This is a genomic window from Duganella sp. CF517 (assembly GCF_900110275.1).
Taxonomy (GTDB): Bacteria; Pseudomonadota; Gammaproteobacteria; order Burkholderiales; family Burkholderiaceae_D; genus Rugamonas.
This window is the reverse complement of record NZ_FODC01000002.1, coordinates 1-24986: the sequence shown is the minus strand read 5'-3', so window position 1 is coordinate 24986 and position 24986 is coordinate 1. Positions and strand designations below refer to the sequence as shown.

General features: G+C 62.5%; 23 protein-coding genes and 1 rRNA gene. 11 read left to right on the top strand and 13 right to left on the bottom strand.

Features of this window, described 5'->3' with window-relative positions; genetic code table 11:
- The first annotated feature begins 102 nt into the window (after positions 1–102).
- Positions 103–3375 carry a bifunctional diguanylate cyclase/phosphodiesterase gene (locus tag BMX85_RS07270; RefSeq protein WP_090317506.1) on the top strand — a complete coding sequence of 1091 codons (3273 nt, stop codon included), beginning with the start codon at positions 103–105 and terminating at the stop codon, positions 3373–3375.
- A gap of 38 nt (positions 3376–3413) precedes the next feature.
- Here the strand turns inward: BMX85_RS07270 and xth are convergent, their stop codons facing one another.
- The gene (gene xth, locus BMX85_RS07265; RefSeq protein ID WP_090315361.1) at positions 3414–4178 is read right to left on the bottom strand and encodes an exodeoxyribonuclease III; all 765 of its coding nucleotides are present in this window, start codon (positions 4176–4178) and stop codon (positions 3414–3416) included.
- Between the two features lie 417 nt (positions 4179–4595).
- Between xth and BMX85_RS07260 the strand changes: the two genes are divergently transcribed.
- Genes BMX85_RS07260 through BMX85_RS07250 form a run of 3 tightly spaced genes read left to right on the top strand, consistent with a single transcriptional unit; the run spans position 4596 to position 5744 of the window.
- On the top strand, positions 4596–5030 hold the full coding sequence (locus BMX85_RS07260) for a phiTE_015 family protein (RefSeq protein ID WP_090315359.1): 435 nt from the start codon (positions 4596–4598) through the stop codon (positions 5028–5030).
- Between the two features lie 4 nt (positions 5031–5034).
- Complete coding sequence (locus BMX85_RS07255; RefSeq protein WP_090315357.1) at positions 5035–5226, top strand: DUF1653 domain-containing protein; 192 nt, start codon at positions 5035–5037, stop codon at positions 5224–5226.
- A 59-nt stretch (positions 5227–5285) separates the two neighbouring features.
- The gene (locus BMX85_RS07250) at positions 5286–5744 is read left to right on the top strand and encodes a hypothetical protein (protein ID WP_229210334.1); all 459 of its coding nucleotides are present in this window, start codon (positions 5286–5288) and stop codon (positions 5742–5744) included.
- 80 nt (positions 5745–5824) lie between these two features.
- Here the strand turns inward: BMX85_RS07250 and BMX85_RS07245 are convergent, their stop codons facing one another.
- Positions 5825–7324 carry a leucyl aminopeptidase gene (locus BMX85_RS07245; RefSeq protein ID WP_090315355.1) on the bottom strand — a complete coding sequence of 500 codons (1500 nt, stop codon included), beginning with the start codon at positions 7322–7324 and terminating at the stop codon, positions 5825–5827.
- Positions 7325–7464: 140 nt separating this feature from the next.
- Between BMX85_RS07245 and lptF the strand changes: the two genes are divergently transcribed.
- From lptF to BMX85_RS07230, 3 genes are read left to right on the top strand one after another with little or no spacing between them, the layout of a single operon-like run.
- Positions 7465–8580, top strand: coding sequence for an LPS export ABC transporter permease LptF (lptF, locus tag BMX85_RS07240; protein WP_229210333.1), 1116 nt, complete (start codon positions 7465–7467; stop codon positions 8578–8580).
- On the top strand, positions 8577–9746 hold the full coding sequence (lptG, locus tag BMX85_RS07235; RefSeq protein ID WP_090315348.1) for an LPS export ABC transporter permease LptG: 1170 nt from the start codon (positions 8577–8579) through the stop codon (positions 9744–9746). Before lptF ends, lptG begins: the two co-directional genes overlap by 4 nt.
- Positions 9747–9770: 24 nt before the next feature.
- Entirely contained in the window at positions 9771–10160 is a 390-nt protein-coding gene (locus BMX85_RS07230) for a sirohydrochlorin chelatase (protein ID WP_090317500.1), read from the top strand.
- On the opposite strand, the gene BMX85_RS07225 is transcribed toward BMX85_RS07230, so the two are convergent.
- From BMX85_RS07225 to BMX85_RS07190, 8 genes are read right to left on the bottom strand one after another with little or no spacing between them, the layout of a single operon-like run.
- Positions 10138–10914, bottom strand: coding sequence for a glutaminyl-peptide cyclotransferase (locus BMX85_RS07225; protein WP_090315347.1), 777 nt, complete (start codon positions 10912–10914; stop codon positions 10138–10140). The genes BMX85_RS07230 and BMX85_RS07225 overlap by 23 nt on opposite strands.
- A gap of 14 nt (positions 10915–10928) precedes the next feature.
- Positions 10929–11657, bottom strand: a complete 729-nt coding sequence (locus BMX85_RS07220; RefSeq protein WP_090315345.1) for a hypothetical protein — start codon at positions 11655–11657, stop codon at positions 10929–10931.
- A gap of 49 nt (positions 11658–11706) precedes the next feature.
- Positions 11707–12468, bottom strand: coding sequence for a uroporphyrinogen-III C-methyltransferase (cobA, locus tag BMX85_RS07215; protein WP_090315343.1), 762 nt, complete (start codon positions 12466–12468; stop codon positions 11707–11709).
- 22 nt (positions 12469–12490) lie between these two features.
- Entirely contained in the window at positions 12491–13807 is a 1317-nt protein-coding gene (locus BMX85_RS07210) for a sulfate adenylyltransferase subunit 1 (protein WP_090315341.1), read from the bottom strand.
- Positions 13807–14736 carry a sulfate adenylyltransferase subunit CysD gene (gene cysD / locus BMX85_RS07205; RefSeq protein WP_090315339.1) on the bottom strand — a complete coding sequence of 310 codons (930 nt, stop codon included), beginning with the start codon at positions 14734–14736 and terminating at the stop codon, positions 13807–13809. The genes BMX85_RS07210 and cysD overlap by 1 nt, the downstream gene beginning before the upstream one ends.
- A 4-nt stretch (positions 14737–14740) precedes the next feature.
- Entirely contained in the window at positions 14741–15496 is a 756-nt protein-coding gene (locus BMX85_RS07200) for a phosphoadenylyl-sulfate reductase (RefSeq protein WP_090315337.1), read from the bottom strand.
- Positions 15497–15515: 19 nt separating this feature from the next.
- Positions 15516–16112 (bottom strand): DUF934 domain-containing protein, encoded by a 597-nt coding sequence (locus BMX85_RS07195; protein ID WP_090315335.1) that lies wholly within the window; start codon positions 16110–16112, stop codon positions 15516–15518.
- Positions 16105–17805, bottom strand: a complete 1701-nt coding sequence (locus tag BMX85_RS07190; RefSeq protein ID WP_090315333.1) for a nitrite/sulfite reductase — start codon at positions 17803–17805, stop codon at positions 16105–16107. The genes BMX85_RS07195 and BMX85_RS07190 overlap by 8 nt, the downstream gene beginning before the upstream one ends.
- Before the next feature lie 152 nt (positions 17806–17957).
- Between BMX85_RS07190 and BMX85_RS07185 the strand changes: the two genes are divergently transcribed.
- The 3 genes from BMX85_RS07185 (at position 17958) to BMX85_RS07175 (ending at position 20817) form a co-directional block, all read left to right on the top strand.
- Positions 17958–18899 (top strand): CysB family HTH-type transcriptional regulator, encoded by a 942-nt coding sequence (locus tag BMX85_RS07185; protein ID WP_090315331.1) that lies wholly within the window; start codon positions 17958–17960, stop codon positions 18897–18899.
- A 15-nt stretch (positions 18900–18914) separates the two neighbouring features.
- On the top strand, positions 18915–19568 hold the full coding sequence (locus tag BMX85_RS07180) for a class I SAM-dependent methyltransferase (protein WP_090315329.1): 654 nt from the start codon (positions 18915–18917) through the stop codon (positions 19566–19568).
- A 184-nt stretch (positions 19569–19752) separates the two neighbouring features.
- Positions 19753–20817: a porin gene (locus BMX85_RS07175; RefSeq protein ID WP_090315327.1), complete on the top strand. Its 1065-nt coding sequence runs from the start codon at positions 19753–19755 to the stop codon at positions 20815–20817.
- On the opposite strand, the gene BMX85_RS07170 is transcribed toward BMX85_RS07175, so the two are convergent.
- The 3 genes from BMX85_RS07170 to BMX85_RS07160 form a co-directional block, all read right to left on the bottom strand.
- Entirely contained in the window at positions 20814–22004 is a 1191-nt protein-coding gene (locus BMX85_RS07170) for a sensor histidine kinase (RefSeq protein WP_307172926.1), read from the bottom strand. The genes BMX85_RS07175 and BMX85_RS07170 overlap by 4 nt on opposite strands.
- A gap of 118 nt (positions 22005–22122) precedes the next feature.
- Positions 22123–22884, bottom strand: a complete 762-nt coding sequence (locus BMX85_RS07165) for a LytR/AlgR family response regulator transcription factor (RefSeq protein WP_090315325.1) — start codon at positions 22882–22884, stop codon at positions 22123–22125.
- Between the two features lie 76 nt (positions 22885–22960).
- A complete protein-coding gene (locus tag BMX85_RS07160; protein ID WP_090315322.1) occupies positions 22961–24334 on the bottom strand; it encodes a sensor histidine kinase in 1374 nt (457 codons plus the stop codon).
- A gap of 587 nt (positions 24335–24921) precedes the next feature.
- Between BMX85_RS07160 and BMX85_RS07155 the strand changes: the two genes are divergently transcribed.
- A 16S ribosomal RNA gene (locus BMX85_RS07155) occupies positions 24922–24986 on the top strand; the annotation flags it as partial.

Sequence of the window (24986 nt, the reverse complement as noted above, 5' to 3'; positions counted from 1 at the left end):
CGCGCGGATGGCTAATGACACCAATGTGGTTTATCATCTGCCAACAATGCTGCCGATATGTAACGATCAAGGCGGCATTTCTTTCGGGTGCTCCTGGTGTTCATGAATCGCGTTTCATCCCATCCTGATTTCGTCGCGGACGCCCTGGCGCTGATCGGCGTTCCCGCGTGCGCTTACGGCGCCGGAGGATTGGTGTTGGCGGCGAACGCGGAGTTGACCGTCTTGCTCGAATCCGATCCCTGCGGCCAAACCGTGGAGAGCCTGTTCGCCCGCCATGTGCGCGCCGCCAGCGTCGCGCGCCTGGCGGATGCGGAGACGGGGCAGTGCTGGGACAGTTGCCTTGCTTGCGCCAGCGGCAAATACATCGCCGTGCAGGTGTGGAGCAAACCGCTGCTGGCCGGCGCCGGAACGGATGGCGGCACCATCGTCTTCCATGACATCAGCGATGTGCAGCGCTCGCAGCGCGCGTTGCGTAAAACGCTGCTCGAACAGCAGGCCATCCTGGAGAACGCCGCCGTCGGCATCCTGTTCGGCAAGGACGGCCGCATCGTCGAATGTAATATCCGCTGCGCCGAGATGCTGGGCTACAGCCGCGAGGAGCTGGAGGGCGCGCCCAGCGTGACCGTCTATCCAAGCGAGGAGGACTTCCTCAAGCTGGGCCGCGAAGCTGGTCCGCCGCTGGCGCAAGGGCTGCCGTTCAAGACGGAACTGGTGTTGCGGCGCAAGGATGGCAGCACATTCTGGGCACGACTGTTCGGCCGCGCGATCGACACCATCCACACCAGCGAAGGCACGGTGTGGATCGTCGAAGACATCAACGAGCATCGCATCGACGAGGAAAAACTGCGCTGCGCGCTGATCGAGCAGAAGGCGATCCTGGACAACGCGTCGATCGGCATCCTGTTTAGTAAAGGCCAGATCGTCCGCAACTGCAACCGGCGCATGGCGGAGATGTTCGGCTATGCCGTCGAGGACATGGTCGGCATGCCGGCGGCGGACATGTTCCCGTCGCAGGAAAAGTACCAGGTCTTCGCCCTGGAGGCGCGTGCGCGGCTCGACAACGGCAAGCCTTACGAAAGCCCCGCGTTCGAATTCAAGCGCGCGGACGGCAGCGTCATATGGTGCCGCGTGCGCGCCAACGCGATGAACGACGTGAACACCGAGGGCGGCGCCATCTGGATCATCGAGGACGTGACCACCACGCGCCAGACGCAGATGGAGGTGGAGGCGATCATGACCAACGCCTCGATGAGCATCCTGTTTACCAAACACCGCATCATCACGCGCTACAACCGCGGCTTCGGCGACATGTTCGGCTATCCCGGCGACACCGGCCTGGGGGTTCCCGGGCGGGCGCTGTATCCTTCGCAGGAAGCCTACGAGCGGCTGGGCGCCGAGGCCTATCCCTATCTGTCGGTGGCCAAGCCGTTCCAGACCGAGATCGAAATGCGGCGCGCCGACGATACGCGCCTGTGGGCGCAACTGATCGGCTACGTCGTCAATCCGGCCGATCCGGGACAGGGCACGATCTGGGTGATCGAGGACCGCACCGAGCAAAAACGCGCCGAGGAGGCGCTGCGCAACGCGCTGCTGGAGAACCAGGCCATCCTCGACAGCGCGGTGCTGGGCATCTCGGTGGTGGAGCAGGGGCTCAACCTGCGCTGCAACACCAAGATGGAGGAGTTGTTCGGCTACGCGCCCGGCGAAATGAACCACCTCAGCGTGCAGGCATTTTATGCCGACAATGCCGCCTGGCGCGAAGCGCGCGCGGCGACGGCGCAGGACTTCCGCACCGGCCGCGTCAACGTCGCCGAGTATCAACTGGTGCGCAAGGACGGCAGCCGCTTCTGGGCGCGGCTATCGGGCCGGCCGTTCGACCTCGCGCAGCCCTACGGGCGCTCGGTGTGGCTGGTGGACGACATCACCGCGCGGCGCGAGGCGGCCGAAGCGGTCAGCCGCGCGCGCGACGAGCTGGAAGTGCGCGTGCTCGAACGCACGGCCGAACTGGCGGGCGCCAACGCGCTGCTGCAAGGCGAGATCGTCGAGCGCCGCCAGGCCGAGGCGCGCGTGCACCACATGGCCTACCACGACAGCCTGACCGGCTTGCCCAACCGCGCGTTGCTGTCGGACCGGCTGGACCGGGCCATGCTGGCGGCGCGGCGTTCGCAGCGCCAGCTGGCGGTGATGTTCATCGACCTTGACCGCTTCAAGACCATCAACGATTCGCTGGGCCACATGACCGGCGACCAGTTGCTCAAGGAAGTGGCGAGCCGCTTGTGCCGCGCGGTGCGCGCCAGCGACACCGTGGCCCGTTTGGGCGGCGACGAATTCGTGGTGCTGGTGCCCGGCATCGCCAGCGTGGACGAGGCCAGCCAGGTGGCCGAAAAGATCATCCTGGCGCTGTCCGAGGGCTTCCCGCTGGAAGGGCGCAACCTGCACATCACCCCCTCCATCGGCATTTGCGTGTATCCGATCGATGGCGCCGACGTGGCGACCCTGATGCGCCACGCCGATGCCGCCATGTATCATGCCAAGGCGAGCGGCAGGAACAACTACCAGTATTTTAAAGAGGCGATGAACCAGTCGGCGGCGCGCCACTTCGAGCTGGAGTCGAGCCTGCGCAGCGCGCTGGCGCTGGACGAATTCACCTTGCACTTCCAGCCGATCATGGACATCGGCACGCGCCGCCTGCATGCGATGGAGGTGCTGCTGCGCTGGCGCCGCGATAACGACGAACTGGTGATGCCGGACAGTTTCATTCCGCTGATCGAGGAAAACGGCTTGATCGTGCCGATCGGCGAATGGGTGATCCGCCAGGCGTGCATGCAGAGCATGACGTGGCGCCGCGCGGGCCTGACGCCGGTGCCGCTGGCGGTGAACCTGTCGCCGCGCCAGTTCATGCATCGGGGGCTGGTGGAATCGATACGGCGCATCCTCGACGAAACCGGCATCGATCCGTCGCTGCTGGAATTCGAGATCACCGAGACGGCGCTGATGCAGCACGGCGAGCACACGCTCGATATCCTGGGGCAGATCAACGCGATGGGCATCCGCCTGTCGATCGACGATTTCGGCACCGGTTATTCCAGCCTGGCCTATCTGAAGCGCTTCCCGGTCAAGAAGATCAAGATCGACCGCGCCTTCATCAAGGATCTGGAGGATAGCGCGGAGGACCGCGCCATCGTGGCGGCGATCATCGCGCTGTCGGACAGCCTGCAGCTGTCGGTGGTGGCGGAGGGGGTGGAGACGGAGGGGCAGTACGCGCTGCTGCAGCGCAACGGCTGCCAGTTCGCGCAAGGCTATCTGTTTTCGCCGCCGGTGCCGCATGCGACCGCGCAGTTGCTGTTGCCGCGGCCCCCGATCGCGGCCGCGTGATCAACGGCCGCACTGGCCGGCCGCGCCGGGAGGCCGGGTTAGTCGAGCGTGGCGATGACCGGCGCGTGGTCGGACGGCTGTTCCAGCTTGCGCGGCGCGCGGTCGATGACGCAGGCGCTGCAGCGCGCCACCAGCGCCGGCGACAGCAGGATGTGGTCGATGCGCAGGCCTTTGTTCAGGCGGAAGCCCAGGCCGCGGTAGTCCCACCAGCTGTACGATTTTTCGGGCTGGTCGAACAGGCGGTAGGAATCGGCGAGGCCGATGTCGAGCAGGCGGGTCAGGGCGGCGCGTTCCTTTTCGGAAACGTGCACCATGCCTTCCCATGCGGCCGGATCGTGGACGTCGCGGTCCTCGGGGGCGATGTTGTAGTCGCCGACGACGGCCAGTTGCGGATGCAGGGCGGCCTCCTGCTTGATCCAGTCGTGGAAGGCCGCCAGCCAGCCGAGTTTGTACTCGTATTTCTCGGAGCCAACGCTCTGGCCGTTGGGGACGTAGGCGCACACGACGCGCACGCCGTCGATGGTGGCGGCGAGGATACGTTGCTGCGGATCATCGAAGAGCGGGTTGTTTTTGACGACGTCGGTGATCGGCAGCTTGGAAATGATGGCGACGCCGTTGTAAGTTTTTTGCCCGCTGTACACAACATGATAGCCGGCGGCTTCAATAATGCTAGCTGGAAACTTGTCATCAGTTAATTTTGTTTCTTGCAGACAGAGCACGTCCGTCGGATTTTCCGAAAGCCAATTCATAACGTGCGGCAGTCTTACGTTCAGTGAGTTAACATTCCATGTGGCTAGTTTCATCGGGGGATCAGTGTCCTTGCGGGTTTGGTGGAGGCGATACGCCTATGAAACGCATCTTACCGCACCTTGATTTAACAGATGAGCTTGTCTATTTGTCGTGTTTTATAAAAAAACATGAAATAGAACTTCGCAAGTGTGGTGGTAAGGCATAAAATGTTGCAAAAAGTGTGAAATAAAAATTCAATTGCTACTTTTGTCTCATAGTTATCAAAATTGTACTTCAGTAGGAGACAGAATGGTAAAAGAGAAATATACTGATACAAAATTAGTGGAAAACTAGTGTTTCCTATCAGCAACCACAAAATAACAAGAGCCGTGTATATTATTTATTGTGATGCCGCAATAAGTGATACTATGCGGAAACAACTTGTAGTTTTAACAGTGAATTGCGCGTAGCGCATTTACAAAGGAATTGAAATGCGAACTGCATTTGAGGCATGGGCACAGCGCGACGGACATATCGTTCGCCGCCGTGAAGATAAGCCAGAAGAGTATCTGGTCTTTGAAACGCAGCGCCGCTGGGTAATCTGGCAAGCGGCACTGGAACATGGCAAAACGCCGGGCGGTCGCAAGACCGCCGCGCAAAAGGAGGCAGCCGCCGCCGAAAAGCGCGCAGCCGAAGCGCTGCAACGTCCCCCGGTTATCAATTCCGACGAAGCCGCGGTGCGCAACCAGGTGTTGAACGAAGTGCTCGACGCTTTCTCCACCCTCGGTGGCGAGCGCGGCATGGACGACATCCTGAAGGTGGTGCAGGGCTTGAAGAAGAAGCAGCAGGAGCAGGAACACGGGGCGGAGAAAGACAAGGTCGACGAACGGGTGGCCAAGACGGCGCAGGTTCGTCAAAACGCCTGATCCGATGACCCGCTTCCGGCATTACAAGGGAGGCCTCTACGAGTTGGTGTGCGAGGCCACCCTGGAGTCCGACCTGAGCACCATGATCGTTTACCGCGCGTCCGACGGGTCCATCTGGGCGCGGCCGAAAGACGTGTTTTTTCAACTCATCGAGGTCGATGGCGTCAAAGTGCAACGCTTTACGCCCCTTGATTGAGCGAATCAATCCGCCAACGGCTTGCTACACTGCGTCTGTATCTATTTTAGAGGCAGACCATGTTCCTCCGTCCCGTCGCGGCGTGCTCCGCGCTGCCGGTCTTGCTGGCCATGCTGGCAAGCGCCGGCTGCGCGTCGCTGACCGAATCGACCCAACAGAATGTGCTGGTGCAGACCGTGCTCGATCACCGCGAGATCGGCGGCGTCGGCTGCGTGTTGTATAACGACGTCGGCAAGTGGTTCGTCACCACGCCTGCCCGCGTGACCCTGCGCAAAAGCGCGGCCCCGCTGCGCATCGATTGCCGCAAGGAGGGCGCGGCCTGGGCCTACGAGAAGGTCGACCCCAAGGTCAACGGCAATTTGTGGGGCAACGTGATATTGACGGCGGGCGTCGGCTATGTCATCGACCGCGACACCGGCGCCGGCTACGATTATCCGTCGACGCTGACGGTGGTGATGCGTCCGGCCGAGGGCAGGGATGACGGGCCGCCGCCGGCGGCCGGCGTGACCTTGTATTGAGGGCGGCGCCACCGGGGGCGAACGGAAAAGGGCGGATGGCCGGGGCAATACCCGGCCATCCGCCCTTTTTGTTTTTGTGCTTACGAGCCCGCGCGGTTGATCAGGAAGTTCGACAGCAGCGGCACCGGACGGCCGGTCGCGCCCTTCGCGCCGCCCGATTTCCACGCCGTGCCGGCGATGTCCAGGTGCGCCCAGGTGTACTTGCGCGTGAAGTTCTCCAGGAACGCCGCCGCCGTGCACGACGCGCCGCCCGGCGTGCCGATGTTGGCCAGGTCGGCGAAGTTGGACTTGAGCTGCTCGTTGTACTCCTCGCCGATCGGCAGGCGCCAGGCGGTGTCGCTCGAGGCCTTGCCGGCGGCCATGATCTCGTCGGCCAGCTGGTTGTGGACGTCGTCGTCGCGCGTGAACAAGCCGCTCTTGTGGTGGCCCAGGGCGACGATGCAGGCGCCGGTCAACGTGGCGATGTCGATCACGGCGGCCGGGTTGAAGCGCTCGGCGTAGGTCAGCGCGTCGCACAGCACCAGGCGGCCTTCGGCGTCGGTGTTGAGGATCTCGATGGTCAAGCCGTTCATCGACGTGACGATGTCGCCCGGCTTGGTGGCGCGGCCCGACGGCATGTTCTCGCAGCTGGCGATCACGCCGATCACGTTCAGTTTCAGATCCATCTCGCCGATGGCGCGGAAGGTGCCCAGCACCGAGGCGGCGCCGCCCATGTCGTACTTCATTTCGTCCATGCCGGGACCGGCCTTGAGTGAGATGCCGCCGGTGTCGAAGGTGATGCCCTTGCCGACCAGCACCACCGGCGCGTCCTTGGACTTGCCGCCCATGTGCTTGAGGATGATGAACTTCGGCGGCTGCTCGCTGCCGTTGGTGACCGACAGGAAGCTGTTCATCTTCAGCGCTTCGAGCTGTTTGCGGTCCAGGATCTCGACGTCGAACTTGTAGTCCTTGGCCAGCTTCTTGGCGGTGTTGGCCAGGTAGGTCGGCGTGCAGATGTTGGCCGACAGGTTGCCCAGCTCCTTGGTCAGGTCCATGCCGCTGGCGATGGCCACGGCCTGCGCCAGCGCCAGCTTGGCGGCGGGCGTGTTCGGCACGGCCAGGGCGATTTTCCTGACGCCGGCCGGCGCCGGGTCCTTCTTGCTTTTCTGGCCGTCGGTGCGGAACGCCGCTTCGTGGGCGCTCTGCACCACGCAGCGGATCGCCCAATTGACGTCGCGCTCTTTCACTTCGGTCATCGGCAGTGCGATAATAGCGTCGCTCGTGCCCAGGGCCGAGAAAGCCTTCAATGCCGCGGCAACGCCGCTGGCGAAACTTTTCTCGCTGACGGCGTCGTCGCTGCCCAGGCCGACCAGCAGCACGCGCTCGGCGCTGGCGCCCTTGACGCCGCGCAGCAGCAAGGTGGTGCCGGCTTTGCCGCTGATGTCGCCGGACTTGAGCGCGGCCGTGATGTCACCGGAACCGTCCAGTGCTTTGGCAGCTTGCGACAGCTTTTTATTCTCGAACACCGCCACGGCGACGACGCCCGTTTTGGCCGAGTTGATGGTGTTTTTTGTGTCGAATGCTTTTATGCTAAAGTCCATTTGATTCTCCGTGTCGTGTACGAATTGCCAGCCCCTTGGCCTGATTGGCCGGGCTGTTATTAACTTGTGGCCCCGTGACGAGCCCTTAACTACCGAATTATAACTTTCGAATGATCTTTCAACGCACCCTACGACGTGAAATGGCCAGCACCGCCTTCGCCAGCTTCACGATCCTGTTCAGCGTTTGCGTTACCTGGACCTTGATCGGCATCCTCGGCAAGGCCGCCGGCGGCAAGGTCGCCTCCAGCGACGTGGTCGCGCTGATCCTGTTCGCAACGGTGAATTATCTGCCAACTATCCTCATCCTCACCAGTTTTATTTCGGTGCTGATGGTGGTCACGCGCAGCTACCGCGATTCCGAGATGGTGGTGTGGTTCGCCTCCGGCTTGAGCCTGACCCGCTGGATCGCGCCGGTGCTGAGCTTTGGCCTGCCGATGGTGCTGCTGACGGCGGGCCTGAGCTTCGTCGCCGCGCCATGGGCCAAGGAAAAGAGCGCGGAGTACGTCGAGCGCTTCGCCAAGCGCGAAGACCTGCAGAAGGTTTCGCCCGGACAGTTCCGCGAATCGTCGTCGGCCAACCGCATCTTCTTCGTCGAAGGCGTCGCCGGCGACACCTCGGTGGTGCAGAACGTGTTCGTCAACACGGTCGACAAGAACGGCACGGCGGTCATCGTCGCGCGCGAGGGCGTGATCTCCACCGGACCGAAAGGCGAGCGCTATCTGGTGCTCAAGAACGGCCGCCGCTACCAGGGCATGCCGGGACAGTCCGACTTCCAGACCATGGAGTTCGACACCTACAGCATGCGCGTCACCAGCCAGGCCCAGGACCTCGACTCGGAGCGCGACACCGACGCCGTGCCGACCATGACCCTGCTCACCGACGCCACCAATTCCGGCCGCGCAGAGCTGCTATGGCGGATCGCCTCGCCGCTGACCTGCCTGGTGCTGGTGCTGCTGGCGATTCCGCTGGGGTTCGTCAATCCGCGCGCCGGCAGTTCGGCCAACCTGATTATCGCGCTGCTGATCTTCTTCTCTTACACCAACGCGGTCAAGCTGGTCGAGGCCAGCGTCAGGCAGGGCAAGTTCACGTTCGCGCTGTCGTGGTGGCCGCTGCACCTGATGGCGGCGTTGACGGTGCTCGGCCTGTTCGCCTGGAGGCTCAATCTGAATCACCGTTACCACCCGCTGGCGGTGCTGGCGGCGATGAAGCGTTCGCGCAATGCCAATGCGGCCGATAAGAAGGCGGTGGCGCCATGAAGATCCTGCAACGCTACTTCGCGGTCACCATCTTCCAGGCGGTGGCCTTCGTGCTGGCGGCCTTCCTGGCGCTGCAAGCGTTCATGGACCTCACCGGCGAGCTGCCGCGCGTGGGCAAGAACGGCTACGCGATCCAGTATGTGCTGCTGTTCGTGGCGGTCAAGCTGCCTGGCCACGTGTACGAGGTGATGCCGCTGGCGGCGCTGATCGGCACCATCTACACGATGGCGCAGTTCGCGTCGACGTCCGAGTTCACCATCATGCGCGCCTCCAGCATGACCACCGGCATGGTGGCGTGGATGCTGGCCAAGATCGGCGTGGTGCTGGTGATTATCACCTTCATCTTCGGTGAGTTGATCACGCCGCGCACCGCGCCGCTGGCGGAAAAAATCAAACTCAGTGGACGCGGCACGACGATTTCGACCGAGTTCCGCTCCGGCCTGTGGACCAAGGATATCGTCAAGTCCGAAGGCATGACCGGAGAAGTGATCGGGTCGCGCTTCTTCAACGTGCGCGAGGTGCGCCCGGACGGCAAGCTGGTCGACGTCAAGCTGTACGAGTTCGATAACAACTTCCGCCTGCGCTCCATCACGGTGGCCAAGACCGGCACCTACCAGGGAACGAACAAATGGATGCTGTCGGAGGTGAAGGAGAATATCTTCACCAATCCGGCGCTGCTCAAGCCGGGCAGCGAAGCCAATCTGGCGAATAACTACGCCCAGGATAGCAGCATGATCGAAACGCGCACCAGCGCCACCAGGGAGCTGATCTCCGAGATCACGCCGCGCATCCTGTCGGTGTCGCGCTCGGACCCGGAGCGCATGTCCGCCAGCGAGCTGGCGCTGTACACCCGCCACCTGCAGGAGAACAAGCAGGAGACGGAGCGCTTCAAGATCGCGTTCTGGAAAAAACTGTTCGATCCGCTGGCGATCTTCGTGCTGATGGCGCTGGCGCTGCCGTTCGGCTACCTGCACACCCGCAGCGGCGGCGTCAGTTTGAAGATTTTCGTTGGCATCATGATCGGCGTCAGCTACCTGCTGGTCAACACGCTGTTCTCGCACCTCGGTGTGCTGAGCACCTGGCCGGCGGCCCTGACGGCGATCGCCCCGAGTTTAATTTTCCTGCTGCTGGCGCTGGGCGCCTTGTGGTGGGTGGAGCGACATTAGATGGGTAACTTAGTGAGTAACACCGTGAACAAACAAGCGCTGGTCCTTTTCGCGCACGGCGCCCGCGCCGCGTCGTGGGCGGCGCCGTTCGAACGCCTGCGCGACCTGACGCAGGCGCGCACGCCGGACGTTCCGGTATCGCTGGCGTTTCTGGAGTTGATGGAGCCGCGCCTGCCGGAGCAGGTGGCCGCGCTGACGGCGGATGGCGTCACGCATATCACCGTGGTGCCGGTGTTTCTGGGGCAGGGCGGCCATGTCCTGCGCGACCTGCCGCTGATGGTCGACCAGTTGCGCATCGATTATCCGCAAACCGCCATCAACGTGGTCGAAGCGGCCGGCGAGAACGCGGCCGTGCTCAACGCGCTGTCGGATTACTGCGTCTCGTCTTTGCTTACTTCCTCGGCACCAGTTTGATCTCGTAAAGCTTGGGCCACAGTTTGCCGGTGACGAACAGGCGCTTCTTGTCGGCGTCCCAGGCGATGCCGTTCAAGACGTTTTCGCTGTTGGGGCCTTTGCCGGCTTCCGGATACAGCTTGCCCAGATCGATCCAGCCGACGATCTTGCCGGTGTTCTGGTCGATGCGGGCGATCGTGCTGGTGTGCCAGATGTTGGCGAAGATCTCGTCGCCCACCACTTCCAGCTCATTGATCTGGTCGACCGCGATGCCGTCGGCCGTCACTTTTACGCGGCGCGCTTCGAGGAAGGTTTTCGGGTCGAGGAAGCGCAGCGTCGCGCTGCCGTCGCTCAGTACCAGCTCCTTGCCGTTTTGCGCCAGGCCCCAGCCTTCGCCCGGATAGGCGAACTGGTTGCGCAGGTCGAAGGTGGCCAGATCGAATACGAAGCCGGTCTGCGATTGCCAGGTGATGCCGACCAGCGTGTCCTTCCAGACGGTCAGGCCTTCGCCGAAGTACTGCGGCGGGATGTCCTTGCTTTGCAGGACCCTGCCGGTTTCCAGATTCACCTTGCGGATCGACGACTTGCCATTCAAGCCGGTGCTCTCGTACAGAAAACCGTCGCGGTACAGCAAGCCCTGGGTAAACGCCTGCGGGTCGTGCGGATAGCTGCGCACGACCTTGAAGTCGTAGGTCGGGATCGTGGGGGCGGCCAGCGCGCCGGCGGCCGGCAGCAGGGCAAGCAGGAACAGGGTTTTGATACTGTTTATTCGCACAATTCGTTTCACTATCAAGCTACCGTTGCATTCTGAAGTTCGACCATGGCGTCGAGGGTGGTGCCGGGCGCCGCGAATTCCGCATCGATGCAGGCGCGCGCCTCCGGCGAGACGATCAGCCCGAGCGCGTCGCGGCGCAGCGCTTCGGCCGCGTCGACTTCGCCGCAACCGGCCAGCAGTTCGAGCAGCAGGCGCACTTCGGCCATGTAGTTGTAGACCGTGGACAGCAGCTCGGACATGCCTTCGTCGGTGAGCAGCTGCAGCCGGGCGACGTGGGCGTTGACTTCGCCCGCGTAGGCCGCCAGGTGTTTTTCCGGCTCCGGCAGATAGCTGCGCGCCAGAGGATAGTCGCCGCATGCCATCATCGACGTCAGCGCCGAATTGGCGCATTCGGCCGCCAGCGCGGCCGGCAGCTGCTTGAACAGCAGCCAGGTATTTTGCAAGTCACCCAGCTTGTCGTTGATGGCGCGGATGTCGTTGAAGAGGATGGCGTCGCCGCCGTCGGCCAGCAGGCGGTCGGTGAGCCGTTGGCGCAGTTCGACCAGCGCCCGCCGCGCGGGCAGGTGTTCCTCGGCCAGCTTGGCCCAGGCGCTCAGCACATAGGAAAGCCGCAGCGGCGCCACTTCCGTGTCGCGCACGGAGGTGGCGTCGAACAGCCAGATATAGTCCTTCAGGGCGGCGTCGAATTCGCCGGCGGAATGGGCACCCCAGGCGCGCTCCAGAACTTCGTGAACATTATCCATTACTACCTCTTATGAGATGAATGGACATTCTATTACGGATTTCGGGGAATCAGGCGCCAAGCTGGGGGGCGATTGCGCCGCTGATCTCCGCTTCGAGGCGTTGATGCGAGCGGCTTTGCATGGCGTCGCCCAGCATCACCAGTACCGGACCGTGGGCTTCGCCCAGGCCCAGGGCCAGCGCGGCGATGGTCAGGCGGCGGATGCGCTGGTCCGGACGGCTGCAGTTTTCGATGACGACCACCGGGGTGTCCGGACGGTGGCCGTGGGCCAGCAGGCGTTCGGCGGTGGCGATGGCTTCGCGCCCGCCCATGTACTGCACCAGGGTGTCGGTGTCCGGGATGGCGTCGTGGTGGGCTTCGTCCGGCGCCGTCGACGACGTGAAAAAGGCCACGCTGCGGGCGACGCCGCGCTTGGTCAGCGGTTGCTTGGTGGCGGCGGCGGCGGCGACGGCGGTGGTGATGCCGGGGACGATTTCGACCTCGATGCCGGCTTCCTCCAGCGCGCGCAGCTCCTCGTCGGCGCGGCCGAACAGCATCGGGTCGCCCCCTTTGAGGCGCACCACCAGCGCATGGCGTTGCGCGTTGTCGACCAGCTGCTGGTTGATGACCTGCTGCGCGGTCGAGCGCTGCCCGCTGCGCTTGCCGACCGAGATCTTCTCCGCCTGCGGGCACAGCTCCAGCATCTCGGGGGTCACCAGCGCGTCGTGCAGCACGACGTCGGCTTGCGCCAGCAGGCGCGCGCCGCGCATGGTGATCAGGTCCTGGGCGCCGGGGCCGGCGCCGATCAAATAGACTTTTCCGAGAGATGCCATTGTCATGCCGTCGATTACCGTGTTATTCCGAAAGGCGAATCATACCCGCCGCGACGGTCTGGTGGGTCACTTCGTCGATCAGGATAAAGGCGCCGGTGGCACGGATGTCGGCGTAGGCGTCGGCCGCCAAAGGCTGCTGGACGGTCAGGCCGATGCGGGCGATGTCGTTCAGCTTCAGGCCATCGGCGGCGTGGCGCTGCTGGGTGTTGATGTCCAACAGCGAGTCGATGCCGGTGATCTTGGCCGAGGTTTGCTTGGTGCCGTGCTTGATCCAGTACTTGCGGCGCTGGTCGAGCGGCTCGTCGGACATCCAGCAGACGTCCGCCTTCAAGGTCTTGAGCAGGGTCGCCGGCTGTTCGACATTGGCCAGCAGGTCGCCGCGCGAGATGTCCAGGTGTTCGTTCAGCAGCAAGGTGATCGATTGACCGACCACCGCCGACTGGTGCGAGCCTTCCAGCGTGACGATGTCCTTGACGGTGGCGCTCTGGCCGGACGGCTGCACCACGAGCTTGTCGCCGACGCTGACCTTGCCCGCCTCGATGCGGCCCATGTAGCCGCGGAAGTCGTTGGCTTCGTGGCCGTTGTGGCGCGCCACCAGCTGCACCGGGAAGCGGAACGGCGCGTTGTGCGATTCGTCGTAGACCGACAGCGACTCGAGCAGCTCGATCAGGGTCGGACCCTTGTACCAGCTCAGTTTTTCGCTGGCGTCGACGACGTTGTCGCCGCTCAGGGCCGACAGCGGAATCGGCGTGATGTCCTTCAGGCCCAGGCTGGTGGCGAATTCGCGGTAGGCCTTGACGATGCGGTCGTAGATCGCCTGGTCGTAGTTCACCAGATCCATCTTGTTGACGGCGACGACCACGTGCTCGATCTGCAGCAGGTGGGCGATGGTCGAGTGGCGCTTGGTCTGGATCAGCAGATCGACGCCGCCGTCCTCGCGCAGCTTCACCTTCGACACGTCGATCAGGATGATGACCGCGTCGGCGGTCGAGGCGCCGGTCACCATGTTGCGGGTGTACTGCTCGTGGCCCGGGGTGTCGGCGATGATGAACTTGCGCTTCGGCGTGGCGAAGTAGCGGTAGGCCACGTCGATGGTGATGCCTTGTTCGCGTTCGGCTTCCAGGCCGTCGGTCAGCAGCGACAGGTCGACGGCGTCGCCGACGGTGCGCTTGTGCTTGGAGCGCGACATCGCGTCCAGCTGGTCGGCGAAGATGCCTTTGCTGTCGAACAGCAGGCGGCCGATCAGCGTGCTCTTGCCGTCGTCGACGGAACCGGCGGTGATGAAGCGTAAAAGTCCGCGCTCGGTCTGGGTTGCTACATTGTTGGTGCTGGCGTTCATCAGAAGTATCCTGCTTTTTTACGTTTTTCCATCGAGGCCTCGGAGGTCTGGTCGTCCATCCGGGTGGCGCCGCGTTCGGTGATCTGGGTGATGGCCGTTTCGGCGATGATCGCCTCGACCGTCGCCGCGTCCGACGACACCGGGCAAGTGCAGGAGATGTCGCCCACGGTGCGGAAGCGCACCACCTGGGTTTCGACGGTCTCGCCTTCGCGCGGCGGGGTCAGGTCGGTCAGCGGCACCAGCAAGCCGTTGCGCGGGATGACCTTGCGCTCGTGGGCGAAGTAGATCGGCGGCAGTTCCAGCTTTTCGCGGGCGATGTACTGCCACACATCGAGTTCGGTCCAATTCGAGATCGGGAACACGCGCATGTTTTCGCCCGGGTGCACGCGGGTGTTATACAGGTCCCACAATTCCGGGCGCTGCGATTTCGGGTCCCACTGGCCGAATTCGTCGCGGAAGGAGAAGATGCGCTCCTTGGCGCGGGCCTTTTCCTCGTCGCGGCGGGCGCCGCCGATGCAGGCGTCGAAGCCATGTTCGGCGATCGTCTCGAGCAGGGTGACCGCTTGCGCGGCGTTGCGCGAATCGGTGGCCGGATTACGCAGGCGCACCGTGCCTTTTTTGATCGAATCCTCGACCGAGCCGACGATCAGGCGCTCGCCCAGTTCGGCCACGCGCTTGTCGCGGAAGGTGATCACCTCGGCGAAATTGTGGCCGGTGTCGACGTGTACCAGCGGGAACGGGAATTTACCGGGGCGGAAAGCCTTCTCCGCCAAACGCAGCAAGACCACCGAGTCCTTCCCGCCCGAGAACAGCAGGGCGGGGTTGCTGCATTCGGCCGCCACTTCGCGCAGGATGTGGATCGCTTCCGATTCCAGGGCGTCGAGGTGGCGCGCATTCACGTGTACGTTGTTTTCAACTAAAGCGTTCATTGGACTAGCCTATTGTTTTTGTGGCGCGCATGAAGTCTTCTTCAGCGGCCACGGATTTAATACGAATGAGCTTACCATCGACCATGTGCAGGCCGCATTCCTTGGAGTCCGGGTTTTCCCACCACCAGCGGCCGGCGCGCACATCCTCGCCCGGCTCCACCGCGCGGGTGCACGGCGCGCAACCGATCGACGGATAGCCCTGGTCGTGCAGCGCGTTGTACGGCACGCCGTTGTCGCGGATGTAGTTCCAGACGTCTTCCTCCGACCAATCGGCCAGCGGATTGAACTTGGTCATGCCGTGCGCCTCGTCGACCTCCTGCACGTGCAGCTCGGCGCGGGTGGCCGATTGCGCGCGGCGCTGGCCGGTCACCCAGGCCTTCTTGCCGGCCAGGGCGCGGCCCAGCGGTTCGACCTTGCGGATGCGGCAGCACTCGCGGCGCATCTCGATGCTGTCGTAGAAGGCGTTGAGGCCATTGCGCGCGACGTAGGCGTCGACCGCTTCCGGCTGCGGCTTGTACAGCGCGATCTCGTAGCCGTCGTAACGCTGCTTCACCTTGTCGAGCATCGCCAGCGTTTCGGCGTGCAGGCGGCCGGTTTCAAGCGAGAAGATGCCGATATCCAGTTTGGATTTCAGGATCAAATCGGTCAGCACCATGTCTTCGGCCGCCAGGCTGGAGGCGAAGACCGCCGGGGAAAAATCGCTGGCGATGCGCGACAGCGTGGCGCTGCTGTCGGCAATCAGCTTGCTCAGGTCAGACATTCAAACTCCAATCATCCAATCAGATACCGGCGCCGTCGTTGTTGGCGGCCGGCGCGGCGGCGCCCGAGGTGCGGGCGTGGCGGCGGTACAGCGGCAGCTTCTGGTCCACCGACGCCTGGTAGGTTTCCGAGAAATCGGACAGGCCCTTGAGCGCGTCGTGGATGCTGCGGTCCGGACGCGTGGCGTAGGCGTTGAAGCCGACGCGCTGCATCTGGAACAGCTGGTCGCGCAGCACGTCGCCGATGGCGCGCAGTTCGCCGCTCCAGCCCAGGCGGATGCGCAGGTTGTAGGCGATCGAGTAGCCGCGGCCGTCGGTGAATTTCGGGAAATCGACGGCGATGACGGCGAACTTGGACAGGTCGTCCCTGATCGCTTCCGGACGTTCGTCGCTGGCGATCCAGACGCCGATTTCGCCGGCGGCGGCGCGCGCGGCCAGCAGTTCGCGCTGCACCAGCCACAGGCTTTGCGGCACGATCACTTTGCCCTCGGGGACGGCGATGGTGGCCGGGTCGGTCTGCGGCGCGCCTTCGACCGGCTCGGCCAGGCGCAGCACCTGCCAGTCGTCCTCGACGACTTCACGGCCCTTGATAATCAGGTTCTTGACTGCTTCAGACATATTCATCCTCTCCTACCAGGCGACCGGATTTTTCCGCGATCGGCGTGGCGTATACAAATTCCTTGAACGGTGCGACGCCGAGGCGCTGCGCGCAGGCGGCGAACGATTCGTCCTCGAAGCGCTCGCGCACATAGACCTGCAGCAGGCGGGCGATCACTTCCGGCATTTGCAGCGCGGAGAACGATGGTCCGATGATCTTGCCGATGGCCGAGTGGTTGCCCTGCGAGCCGCCGATCGATACCTGATACCATTCGCTGCCGTCCTTGTCGACACCGAGCACGCCGATGCTGCCGACGTGGTGGTGGCCGCAGGCGTTGATGCAGCCGGAGATATTGAGTTCGATCTCGCCGATGTCGTGCTGGTAGTCGATGTCGTCGAAGCGCTCGGCGATGGCGGCGGCGATCGGGATCGACTTGGCGTTGGCCAGCGAGCAGAAGTCGCCGCCCGGGCAGCAGATCATGTCGGTCAGCAGGCCGATGTTCGGCGTCGCCAGGCCCTTGGCCTTCACTTGCTGCCACAGCGTGAACAACTGCGACTGTTCGACGTCGGCCAGCACGATGTTCTGTTCGTGCGTGACGCGCAGTTCGCCGAAGCTGTATTGGTCCGCCAGGTCGGCCATGAAGTCGATCTGTTCGGCGGTGGCGTCGCCCGGCGGCACGCCGGTCTTTTTCAGCGACAGCACCACGGCCGCGTAGCCGGGCTGCTTGTGCGGCTTGACGTTGCGGTTGACCCAGTTGGCGAAGGCCTTGTTGCCGGCCGCCTCGGGCGCGGCGGTGACGTCGCTGTCGTCGAGCTGCTTGTACGCCGGCGGCTCGAAGTAATCGATCACGCGCTGCATCTCATCGACCGTCAGGGTCTCGGGACCATCCTTCAGGTCGACCCATTCGGCTTCGACCTGGCGGGTGAATTCCTCGACGCCGATGGCCTTGAGCAGGATCTTGATGCGGGCCTTGTACTTGTTGTCGCGGCGGCCGTACTGGTTATACACGCGCATCACGGCTTCGGTGTAGGTCAGCAGGTGCTGCCACGGCAGGAATTCGCGGATCACGCTGCCCAGGATAGGGGTGCGGCCCATGCCGCCGCCGGCCATGAATTTGAAGCCGATTTCGCCGGCCTCGTTGCGCACCACGGTCAGGCCGATGTCGTGCACGGCGATGGCGGCGCGGTCTTCGACGGCGCCGTTGATGGCGACCTTGAATTTGCGCGGCAGGGCGATGAATTCCGGGTGGAAGGTCGACCACTGGCGCAGCACCTCGGCGTACGGACGCGGATCGATGATCTCGTCGGCGGCGACGCCGGCGTACGGATCGGACGTGGTGTTGCGGATGCAGTTGCCGGAGGTCTGGATCGCGTGCATCTCCACCGAGGCCAGGTCGCTGAGGATGTCCGGGGTCTGTTCCAGCTCGATCCAGTTAAACTGGATGTTCTGGCGGGTGGTGAAGTGGCCGTAGCCGCGGTCGTACTTGCGGGCGATGTGGGCGAACATGCGCATTTGCTTGGACGACAACAGGCCGTAAGGCACGGCGATGCGCAGCATGTAGGCGTGACGTTGCATGTACAGGCCGTTCTGCAGGCGCAGCGGCACGAATTCGGCTTCGGTCAGCTCATCGGAGAGGCGGCGCCGTACCTGGTCGCGGTACTGTGCGATGCGTTCACGCACGATAAGATGGTCGTACTGGTCGTATTGATACATATTCTTCCTAGATAGTAGCTTGCTAGAATCCCCACACTAGCGCTAATAGTAATAAACTTCGTCTTTATTCCAAACGACTTAGTCTTTATTTGCTTATATAAGGATTGGGCATAAGCATGGACGCTAATAATTTTAAGATGGGCCAAGACTAGATGAACCTTCACCAACTGCGCTTCGTGCGCGAGGCCGTACGCCAGAACTACAACCTGACCGATGCCGCCAAGGCCCTGTTTACGTCGCAGCCGGGCGTGTCGAAGGCGATCATCGAGCTCGAGGAGGAGCTTGGCGTCGACATCTTCACCCGCCACGGCAAGCGCATACGCGGGCTGACCGAGCCGGGACGGCTGGTGTTGCAGTCGGTGGAGTTGATTATGCAGGAAATCGACAGCCTCAAGCGCATCGGCAAGGAATACGCGGCCCAGGACAGCGGCAGCTTCACCATCGCCACCACCCACACCCAGGCGCGCTACACCTTGCCGAAGGTGGTGCAGGCCTTCATGCTGAAGTTTCCCAAGGTGCGCTTGTCTTTATTGCAAGGTAATCCGCAGCAGATCGCCGAAATGGTCCAGCGCGACCAGGCCGACCTGGCGATCGCCACCGAATCGATCGCCGGCATTACCGGCCTGATAACATTGCCATGCTATCAATGGGAACACGTGGTGGTGGTGGCGCCGGACCATCCTTTGCTCAAATCCAAGCAGGTGACGCTGGAAGAAATTGCCGCATTCCCGATCATCACGTACGATGGCGCCTTCGCCGGCCGCAGCAAGATAGACCACGCGTTTTCCCTGCGCGGGCTGAAGCTGGACGTGTTGCTGGAGGCCATAGACGCCGATGTCATCAAGACCTATGTCGAGTTGGGCATGGGGATTGGTATCATAGCGGGTATGGCCTATGACGCCGAGCGCGACAAGAACCTGCGCGCCATCCCTGTCGGCCACCTGTTCGGCATGAATGTGTCGCGGGTGGCGGTCAAGCAGGGCGCCTACCTGCGCAGCTATATATATACCTTTATTGAACTGCTGGCCCCGACGCTCAACCGCAAGTTGATCGAGCAAGCCATGAGCGGTGAAAAAGAGCACTACGAACTGTAACTAGAAAGCACTACCATGATTACCAATCAGTTGGCACAATTCTATGCCGTCAATGCCGACAACTACGACCAGGTCTACGCGCGCGAAGAGCGCTTCGACGACCTGGACGACCTGCAGGAAATGGTCGCCGAGCTGTTCCAGGGCCACAAGGTGCTGGAGCTGGCCTGCGGCACCGCCTATTGGACCGACCTGATCGCCGAGGTGGCCGACTCCGTGCACGCCACCGATCTGCTGCCGGAAATGATCGCGCTGGCCGAGACGCGCGGCCTCGACGAGGACGTCGTGACCTTCGGCGTGATGGACGCCTTCAACCTGCCGGACGACCTGGAGGGCAAGTACACCGCCGTGTTCGCCGCCGGATTGTGGACCCACGTCAAGCGCGAAGACCAGGAGAAATACCTGAAGACGCTGCGCGCCAAGCTGGGCAAGGACGTGATGCTGGTGCTGCTCGACGAGTCGTATGTCGACGGCGACACGATGGTGTTCGCCCGCACCGATTTGGAAGGCAACACCTTCCAGATCCTGACCGCCGACGACGGCCAGCGCTACGAGGTGATGCACAACTACCTGACCGACAGCACCCTGCGCAAGCGCTTCGCGGCGTCGGCCAAACAGATCCGCATCGAGCGCCTGCAGTACTACTATCTGCTGAGCTGCAAGCTGAAATAAGCCGCTCGAAGGTTGATCGAAGATCAAGGCCGCCGGCTTACCTTTTTTTTCACCACTGATGTTCATTTACAACAAATTGGTGTTGTCACATTGTTGAAGTAATTGATAGGCATGATTCGCCCCGTGCAGCTTTCTTTCAACCTTCAGTAGAGAACATCAAGTGAAAAAACTTACTCTGGCAGCAATGATCATCGGCGGTTTCGCAGCGCAGGCGCAAGCTCAATCGAACGTCACGATCTACGGTATCGTCGATGCCGGTATCGTCAGCGAGCGCGGTGGCTCGGCCGGCAGCGTGACCAAAGTCACCAGCGGTATCGGCAGCCAGTCCCGTCTGGGTTTCCGCGGCACCGAAGATCTGGGCAACGGCCTGTCGGCCATCTTCCAGATCGAGACCGGCCTGAAAGTCGATGACGGCACGCTGGACAACACCAACAGCGCCCTGTTCAATCGTCAGGCCTTCGTCGGTCTGCGCAGCAAGGAAGCCGGCACCCTGACCTTGGGTCGCCAGTACACCATGCTGTACAACGCCATGAGCCAGGTGGCCGACCCGTTCGGCGCCGGCTATGCCGGTTCGATCAAGAACCTGTTCCCGACCGCCGGCGCCAACACCCGCGTCAGCAACGCCGTCGTCTACGCCACCCCTGCGTTCGCGGGTTTCAGCGCCGAAGCGCTGTACGCGCTGGGCGAGCAGGCCGGCAGCAACGAAGCGGGCCGCCAGTTCGGCCTGGGCCTGAACTACGGCCAAGGCCCGCTGAACGCGCGTCTGGTCTACAACAACCGTAACAACGACACCGTCGCCGTCGGCACCACGCCGGCCGCGAACCGTGACTCGGGCCGCAACACGCTGTTCGCCGCCAACTACGACTTCAAAGTCGTCAAGGCTTACTTCGCCTACGGCGTCGACAAGGGCCTGAACAGCGCCGCGCTGCCGGTGGCCAATGCCTACGGCTACGCCGTCGCTCCACGCGCCAGCCTGGACAGCAACGACATCCTGATCGGCGTGCAAGTGCCGGTCGGCAGCGGCACCATCATGGCCTCGGCGATCCGCAAGAACGACAAGACCCGCTTCAACCAGGATGCCGACCAGTGGGCCGTGGGTTACCTGCACGCGCTGTCGAAGCGTACCGGTGCGTACATCGCCTACGCCAAAATCAAGAACAAGAACGGCGCCGGCTACACCGTGGGCAACAACAACGAAGCCGGTACCGGCGACAAAGCCTTCAACGTGGGCGTGCGTCACTCGTTCTAAGCAGGATCGGCGGCGCCTTCCTGGGACGGCAGCGGCAACCGGATGATGATCCGGGTGCCGCCGTCGCTGAGGATGGAAATGTCGCCGTGCAGTGCCCAGACGCGTTCGCGCATCCCGATCAGGCCAAAGGACGACGCCTTGTCCATGTCCTGTTCGGCGATGCCGCGGCCGTCGTCGTGGATCGAAATTTGCAGCGACGACTCCGAGCGTCGCAGCGACAGCTCGACGTTGTGCGCCTCCGCGTGGCGCGTGATGTTGGTCAGCGCTTCCTGCGCGATGCGGAAGATGGCCGTGCTGTAGGCGTCATCGAGTATCAAATCCTCTTCGTTCGCGTGCAGGCGGCAAGAGATGCCGTAGCGCGACACGAATTCCTGGCGCAGGCTTTCCAGCGCAAAGTACAAACCGCCCTCGTCGAGCGCGCGTGGCCGCAGATTGCTGGCGATGCGCCGCAGCGACGTGATGGCCGACATCAGCAGATCGTCCATGCCCGCCTGCAGCTTGCGCGCGGCCGCGTCGCCGCTGGACTGCTGTTGCAGCAACGCCAGGTCGACCCGCAACGTGGCCAGCAACTGTCCCAGATCGTCGTGCAGCTCGCGGGCGATGTGCTTGCGTTCTTCCTCCCGTATCGTTTGCAGCGCCGCCGACAGTTCGCGCAACTGCGAATACGATTGCTCCAGTTGCTCCTGCACCTGCTTGCGCTCGGTGATGTCGCGCAGGATGATGGTGTAGATCTGGTGGCCGTTTTCCGACAACGACGAGATCGAGCCCTCGAGCGGGAAATGCTGGCCGTTGGCCTTCATGCCGGTGACCGCGTAGTCGCTGGCGCGCCGGCCCTTCATGCGCAGGCGGATGCCGGTCGAGCCGAAGTAGTGGGTGGACGAGGTGCCGCCGGTGTGGCGCTGGTCGCGCGGAATGAATTGCTGAAGCGGCACGCCTTCCATCGACTGCACTGTCGTGCCGAACATGGCGGCGGCCGACGGATTGGCCTGGAGGATGTGCTGGTTTTCGTCTGTGATGATGATGGCGTCGCTGGCGTGCTGGATGATGCCACGGCTGCGCTTGTGCGCGGCGGCGGACGAGCTGGAACATAACCAGCCCATGCGCCACGACAGGCGGGCGAACAAGGCCGCGCCGATGCTGATGACGGGCAGCTTGAACAACGATCTGGCTTGGCCGGGCATTTTCATGCGCCTCCCTCAGCCGGAAGAGGGGCGGCTGCAATACAGACAGTATGGCAGCCGGATTTTACCCTCTTGATGTGTCTCAATCCTGCGCCGGGCGGGCGCGATGTTGCTTGGTTTGCCCTTACATTTGCTTGAACAAGTGCAGGAAGCTGCGGCTCACTTCCAGCTTGTCCGACTTCCCTTTGATCATGACGAGGTGGCGGCCGCGGATGTCGCGCGTAACGCCTTCGATGGCGTTGACGTTGACCAGGGTGGCGCGGTGGATTTGCCAGAACAGCGCCGGATCGAGTTCCTCGGCCAGGTCGCGCACCGGCTTGCGGATCAACGCCTCGTAGCGCTCGGTCTGCACGCAGGTGTATTTTTCGTCGGAGCGGAAGAACAGGATTTCCTCGACCGGGATCATGCGCAGGTCCTGGCCGATGCTGGCCTGTATCCATTGCAAATAGGCCGGCTTCGGCGCGGTGATTTTTTCGGCCAGTTGCGACAGCATCGCCGTCACGCTGGCGTTGACGTCGGCCGCCGGTTTGCTCAGGCGCGTCTTGAGGCGGTCGACGGTGATCTGCAAACGTTCGGGCTCGGGCGGCTTGAGCACGTAGTCGACGGCGCCGCGCTCGAACGCCTCGACCGCGTAGGCATCGTAGGCGGTCACGAAGACGATGTGGCTTTTGTTGCCGATCACGGTGGCCGCTTCCATGCCGGTCTTGCCCGGCATGCGGATATCGAGGAATGTGAAGTCCGGTTTGAGCTGCTCGACCAGGTCGATCGCCTCGTCGCCGTTCTTGGCCTCGCCGATGATGTCCAGTTCGGGCCAGACCTGGCCCAGGCGCATGCGTAATTGGTCGCGCATCAAACGTTCGTCATCGGCAATGATTGCTGTAGGCATGGGTGGTCTTGGCTTATGAAGTGTGAATGGTTATTTGGTTAATTATTCAACGAATCCGCGCAATAATCAATCGCTCTTATTTGGAGGCATGGGTACTCGCTTTGTTGGCCAGTTGATACGGCACCTCGATCGTTGCGATGACGCCGCTCGGGCTGTTCGCGGCGATCAGCAATTGGCCCTGGTCGCCGTGCAGCAGTTTCAGGCGCTCGCGGATGGTCATCAGACCCAGTCCGGTGCCGTCGCTGGGCACGGCCCCGAAGCCCAGGCCGTCATCGCTGACGATCACGCGCAGTTTGTTGTGGGCGACATCGGCACGTACTTTGAGCGTGCCGCCCTGGGGCTTGGCTTCGAGGCCGTGCTTGATGGCGTTTTCCACCATCGACTGCAGCATCATCGGTGGAAAAGCGGCGCTGCGCAGGCCGTCGGGGATGTCGAAGTCGACGGTCAGACGCTCTTCCATGCGCATTTTCAGCAGGTTCAGATAGGCCACCACCATGTCGGCTTCCCGGCCGAGGTTGGTGATCAGCGCGTTGTCGCGCATTTGCGGCAGCACCGCGCGCAGGTATTTGATCAGGCTGCGCTGCATGGCCGACGCGCGCGGCGGGTCCGTTTCGATCAAGTGTTCGACCGACGCCAGGGTGTTGAACAAAAAGTGCGGCTCGACTTGCGCCTGCATCATCTGCATCTTCGCTTCGCTGAGCTGGCGCTGCATGGACTCGCGTTCAACGGCGGCATTGGCGGTCAGCGTCTCGGCCTCGGCGCGTTTTTTGCCGCCCATCAGCGCCTTGGTGCCGAACAGGGCCAACACCAGCAACGTGACGAAGCTGCGGAACCAGGTCGACGCCTGGCCGTGGTAGCGAGCGACTTTTTGCTCGGCCGCGTCGTCGACGGCTTCTTCAATGGCGTTGGATAATTCTTCGCCGATTTGCGGCGGCAGGTCGATGTGGACTTCTTCGCCGGGCAAGGTGGGCAGGGCGGGGACGGCCGGGGTGATGGTTTTGTCGGGCTTGCCACTTTTGTCGTGGGCCGTGGCGGGCGCTGCGGGTGCTTCGGGCGCTGCGGGCGCTTCGGGCACCGCCGGCTCGGTTGGCGGGGCCGGTTCGGCCGGTTCCGCGCGGGGAACGCCGTTCTCGTCGACGCCGCTTTCGGCCTTGTCCGTATCCTTATTGCGCTTGCCGCGCATGTTGAAGCGAATGCCGCTGTCGTCGATGACGATATTGGTGTCGGCGCCTTTGCGCTTCTTGTCACTGCGTACCACCTCCTCCTGCACCGGGCTCGACGAAAACAACTCGTCCTGCAGGATAGAGCCGGCGATCAGCATTAACACGGCGAATACCAGAAACTTCCACCAGGACAGCTGAGTAACCCAGGTGGCGGTCGCGTCGAAGCCGCGGTGCAGCCAGGCGGCGGCGGTCTTCAGGGTATCTTGCGTTTTAGGCATAGGAAACATGTAAGGCTTTCACTCTTGAGTACGGGGCAAGTGTAACGAGTTTTGTGACGGTGCAACTGTAACGGTGATGACGCCGATACGCCATGCCCATGCGACAGTCTGCAAGAAAACGGGAGTGGACGGCGTGGGGAGGGGAATAGAAAATAGGTCTTGCCAAGCCGGTGGGCGCTTTGCTATAGTTCGCCTCCTCGCAAAACGGTGCACACAAAACAAGGTGTTGCAGAGTGAAGCGAGCGAAAGAAGAAGTGGTTTGAGGGGTTGACGAAATAAGCGAAACGCTTCATACTCTTTCTTCTGCGCTGACGAACAAAACGATTTGTCAAGCGTGCAAGCAGTACGGAATAAAGTTCTTTAAAAATTAACAGTCGATAAGTGTGGACGTTTGATGAAAGTGCACGCGGAACCAAGGTTAAACTTGGTTCCGCGATACTTAAAATATCAAATGTTCACAAGAAGTAATGAAATAGGCGCTACGAAAGTAGTGGCCTGTCAGTATTTTGAGTGAGCAAACACCTCGCAATGCGAGGGGTTTGAACCGATTAAAAGGTTCGACCAGTGCCGGTAAAACGGCAAAAGTAACAGAGATTAAACTGAAGAGTTTGATCCTGGCTCAGATTGAACGCTGGCGGCATGCCTTACACATGCAAGTCGA

What these genes read in the sequence shown, in the direction of transcription:
- BMX85_RS07250 (WP_229210334.1), top strand. Translation starts at nt 5,286, where the DNA reads ATGTTCCTCCGTCCCGTCGCGGCGTGCTCCGCGCTGCCGGTCTTGCTG.
- xth (WP_090315361.1), bottom strand. Translation starts at nt 4,178, where the DNA reads ATGAAACTAGCCACATGGAATGTTAACTCACTGAACGTAAGACTGCCG.
- BMX85_RS07270 (WP_090317506.1), top strand. Translation starts at nt 103, where the DNA reads ATGAATCGCGTTTCATCCCATCCTGATTTCGTCGCGGACGCCCTGGCG.
- lptF (WP_229210333.1), top strand. Translation starts at nt 7,465, where the DNA reads ATGGCCAGCACCGCCTTCGCCAGCTTCACGATCCTGTTCAGCGTTTGC.
- lptG (WP_090315348.1), top strand. Translation starts at nt 8,577, where the DNA reads ATGAAGATCCTGCAACGCTACTTCGCGGTCACCATCTTCCAGGCGGTG.
- BMX85_RS07185 (WP_090315331.1), top strand. Translation starts at nt 17,958, where the DNA reads ATGAACCTTCACCAACTGCGCTTCGTGCGCGAGGCCGTACGCCAGAAC.
- BMX85_RS07260 (WP_090315359.1), top strand. Translation starts at nt 4,596, where the DNA reads ATGCGAACTGCATTTGAGGCATGGGCACAGCGCGACGGACATATCGTT.
- BMX85_RS07195 (WP_090315335.1), bottom strand. Translation starts at nt 16,112, where the DNA reads ATGTCTGAAGCAGTCAAGAACCTGATTATCAAGGGCCGTGAAGTCGTC.
- BMX85_RS07180 (WP_090315329.1), top strand. Translation starts at nt 18,915, where the DNA reads ATGATTACCAATCAGTTGGCACAATTCTATGCCGTCAATGCCGACAAC.
- cysD (WP_090315339.1), bottom strand. Translation starts at nt 14,736, where the DNA reads ATGAACGCTTTAGTTGAAAACAACGTACACGTGAATGCGCGCCACCTC.
- BMX85_RS07255 (WP_090315357.1), top strand. Translation starts at nt 5,035, where the DNA reads ATGACCCGCTTCCGGCATTACAAGGGAGGCCTCTACGAGTTGGTGTGC.
- BMX85_RS07220 (WP_090315345.1), bottom strand. Translation starts at nt 11,657, where the DNA reads ATGGATAATGTTCACGAAGTTCTGGAGCGCGCCTGGGGTGCCCATTCC.
- BMX85_RS07170 (WP_307172926.1), bottom strand. Translation starts at nt 22,004, where the DNA reads ATGAAAATGCCCGGCCAAGCCAGATCGTTGTTCAAGCTGCCCGTCATC.
- BMX85_RS07175 (WP_090315327.1), top strand. Translation starts at nt 19,753, where the DNA reads ATGATCATCGGCGGTTTCGCAGCGCAGGCGCAAGCTCAATCGAACGTC.
- BMX85_RS07165 (WP_090315325.1), bottom strand. Translation starts at nt 22,884, where the DNA reads ATGCCTACAGCAATCATTGCCGATGACGAACGTTTGATGCGCGACCAA.
- BMX85_RS07190 (WP_090315333.1), bottom strand. Translation starts at nt 17,805, where the DNA reads ATGTATCAATACGACCAGTACGACCATCTTATCGTGCGTGAACGCATC.
- BMX85_RS07245 (WP_090315355.1), bottom strand. Translation starts at nt 7,324, where the DNA reads ATGGACTTTAGCATAAAAGCATTCGACACAAAAAACACCATCAACTCG.
- cobA (WP_090315343.1), bottom strand. Translation starts at nt 12,468, where the DNA reads ATGGCATCTCTCGGAAAAGTCTATTTGATCGGCGCCGGCCCCGGCGCC.
- BMX85_RS07210 (WP_090315341.1), bottom strand. Translation starts at nt 13,807, where the DNA reads ATGAACGCCAGCACCAACAATGTAGCAACCCAGACCGAGCGCGGACTT.
- BMX85_RS07200 (WP_090315337.1), bottom strand. Translation starts at nt 15,496, where the DNA reads ATGTCTGACCTGAGCAAGCTGATTGCCGACAGCAGCGCCACGCTGTCG.
- BMX85_RS07160 (WP_090315322.1), bottom strand. Translation starts at nt 24,334, where the DNA reads ATGTTTCCTATGCCTAAAACGCAAGATACCCTGAAGACCGCCGCCGCC.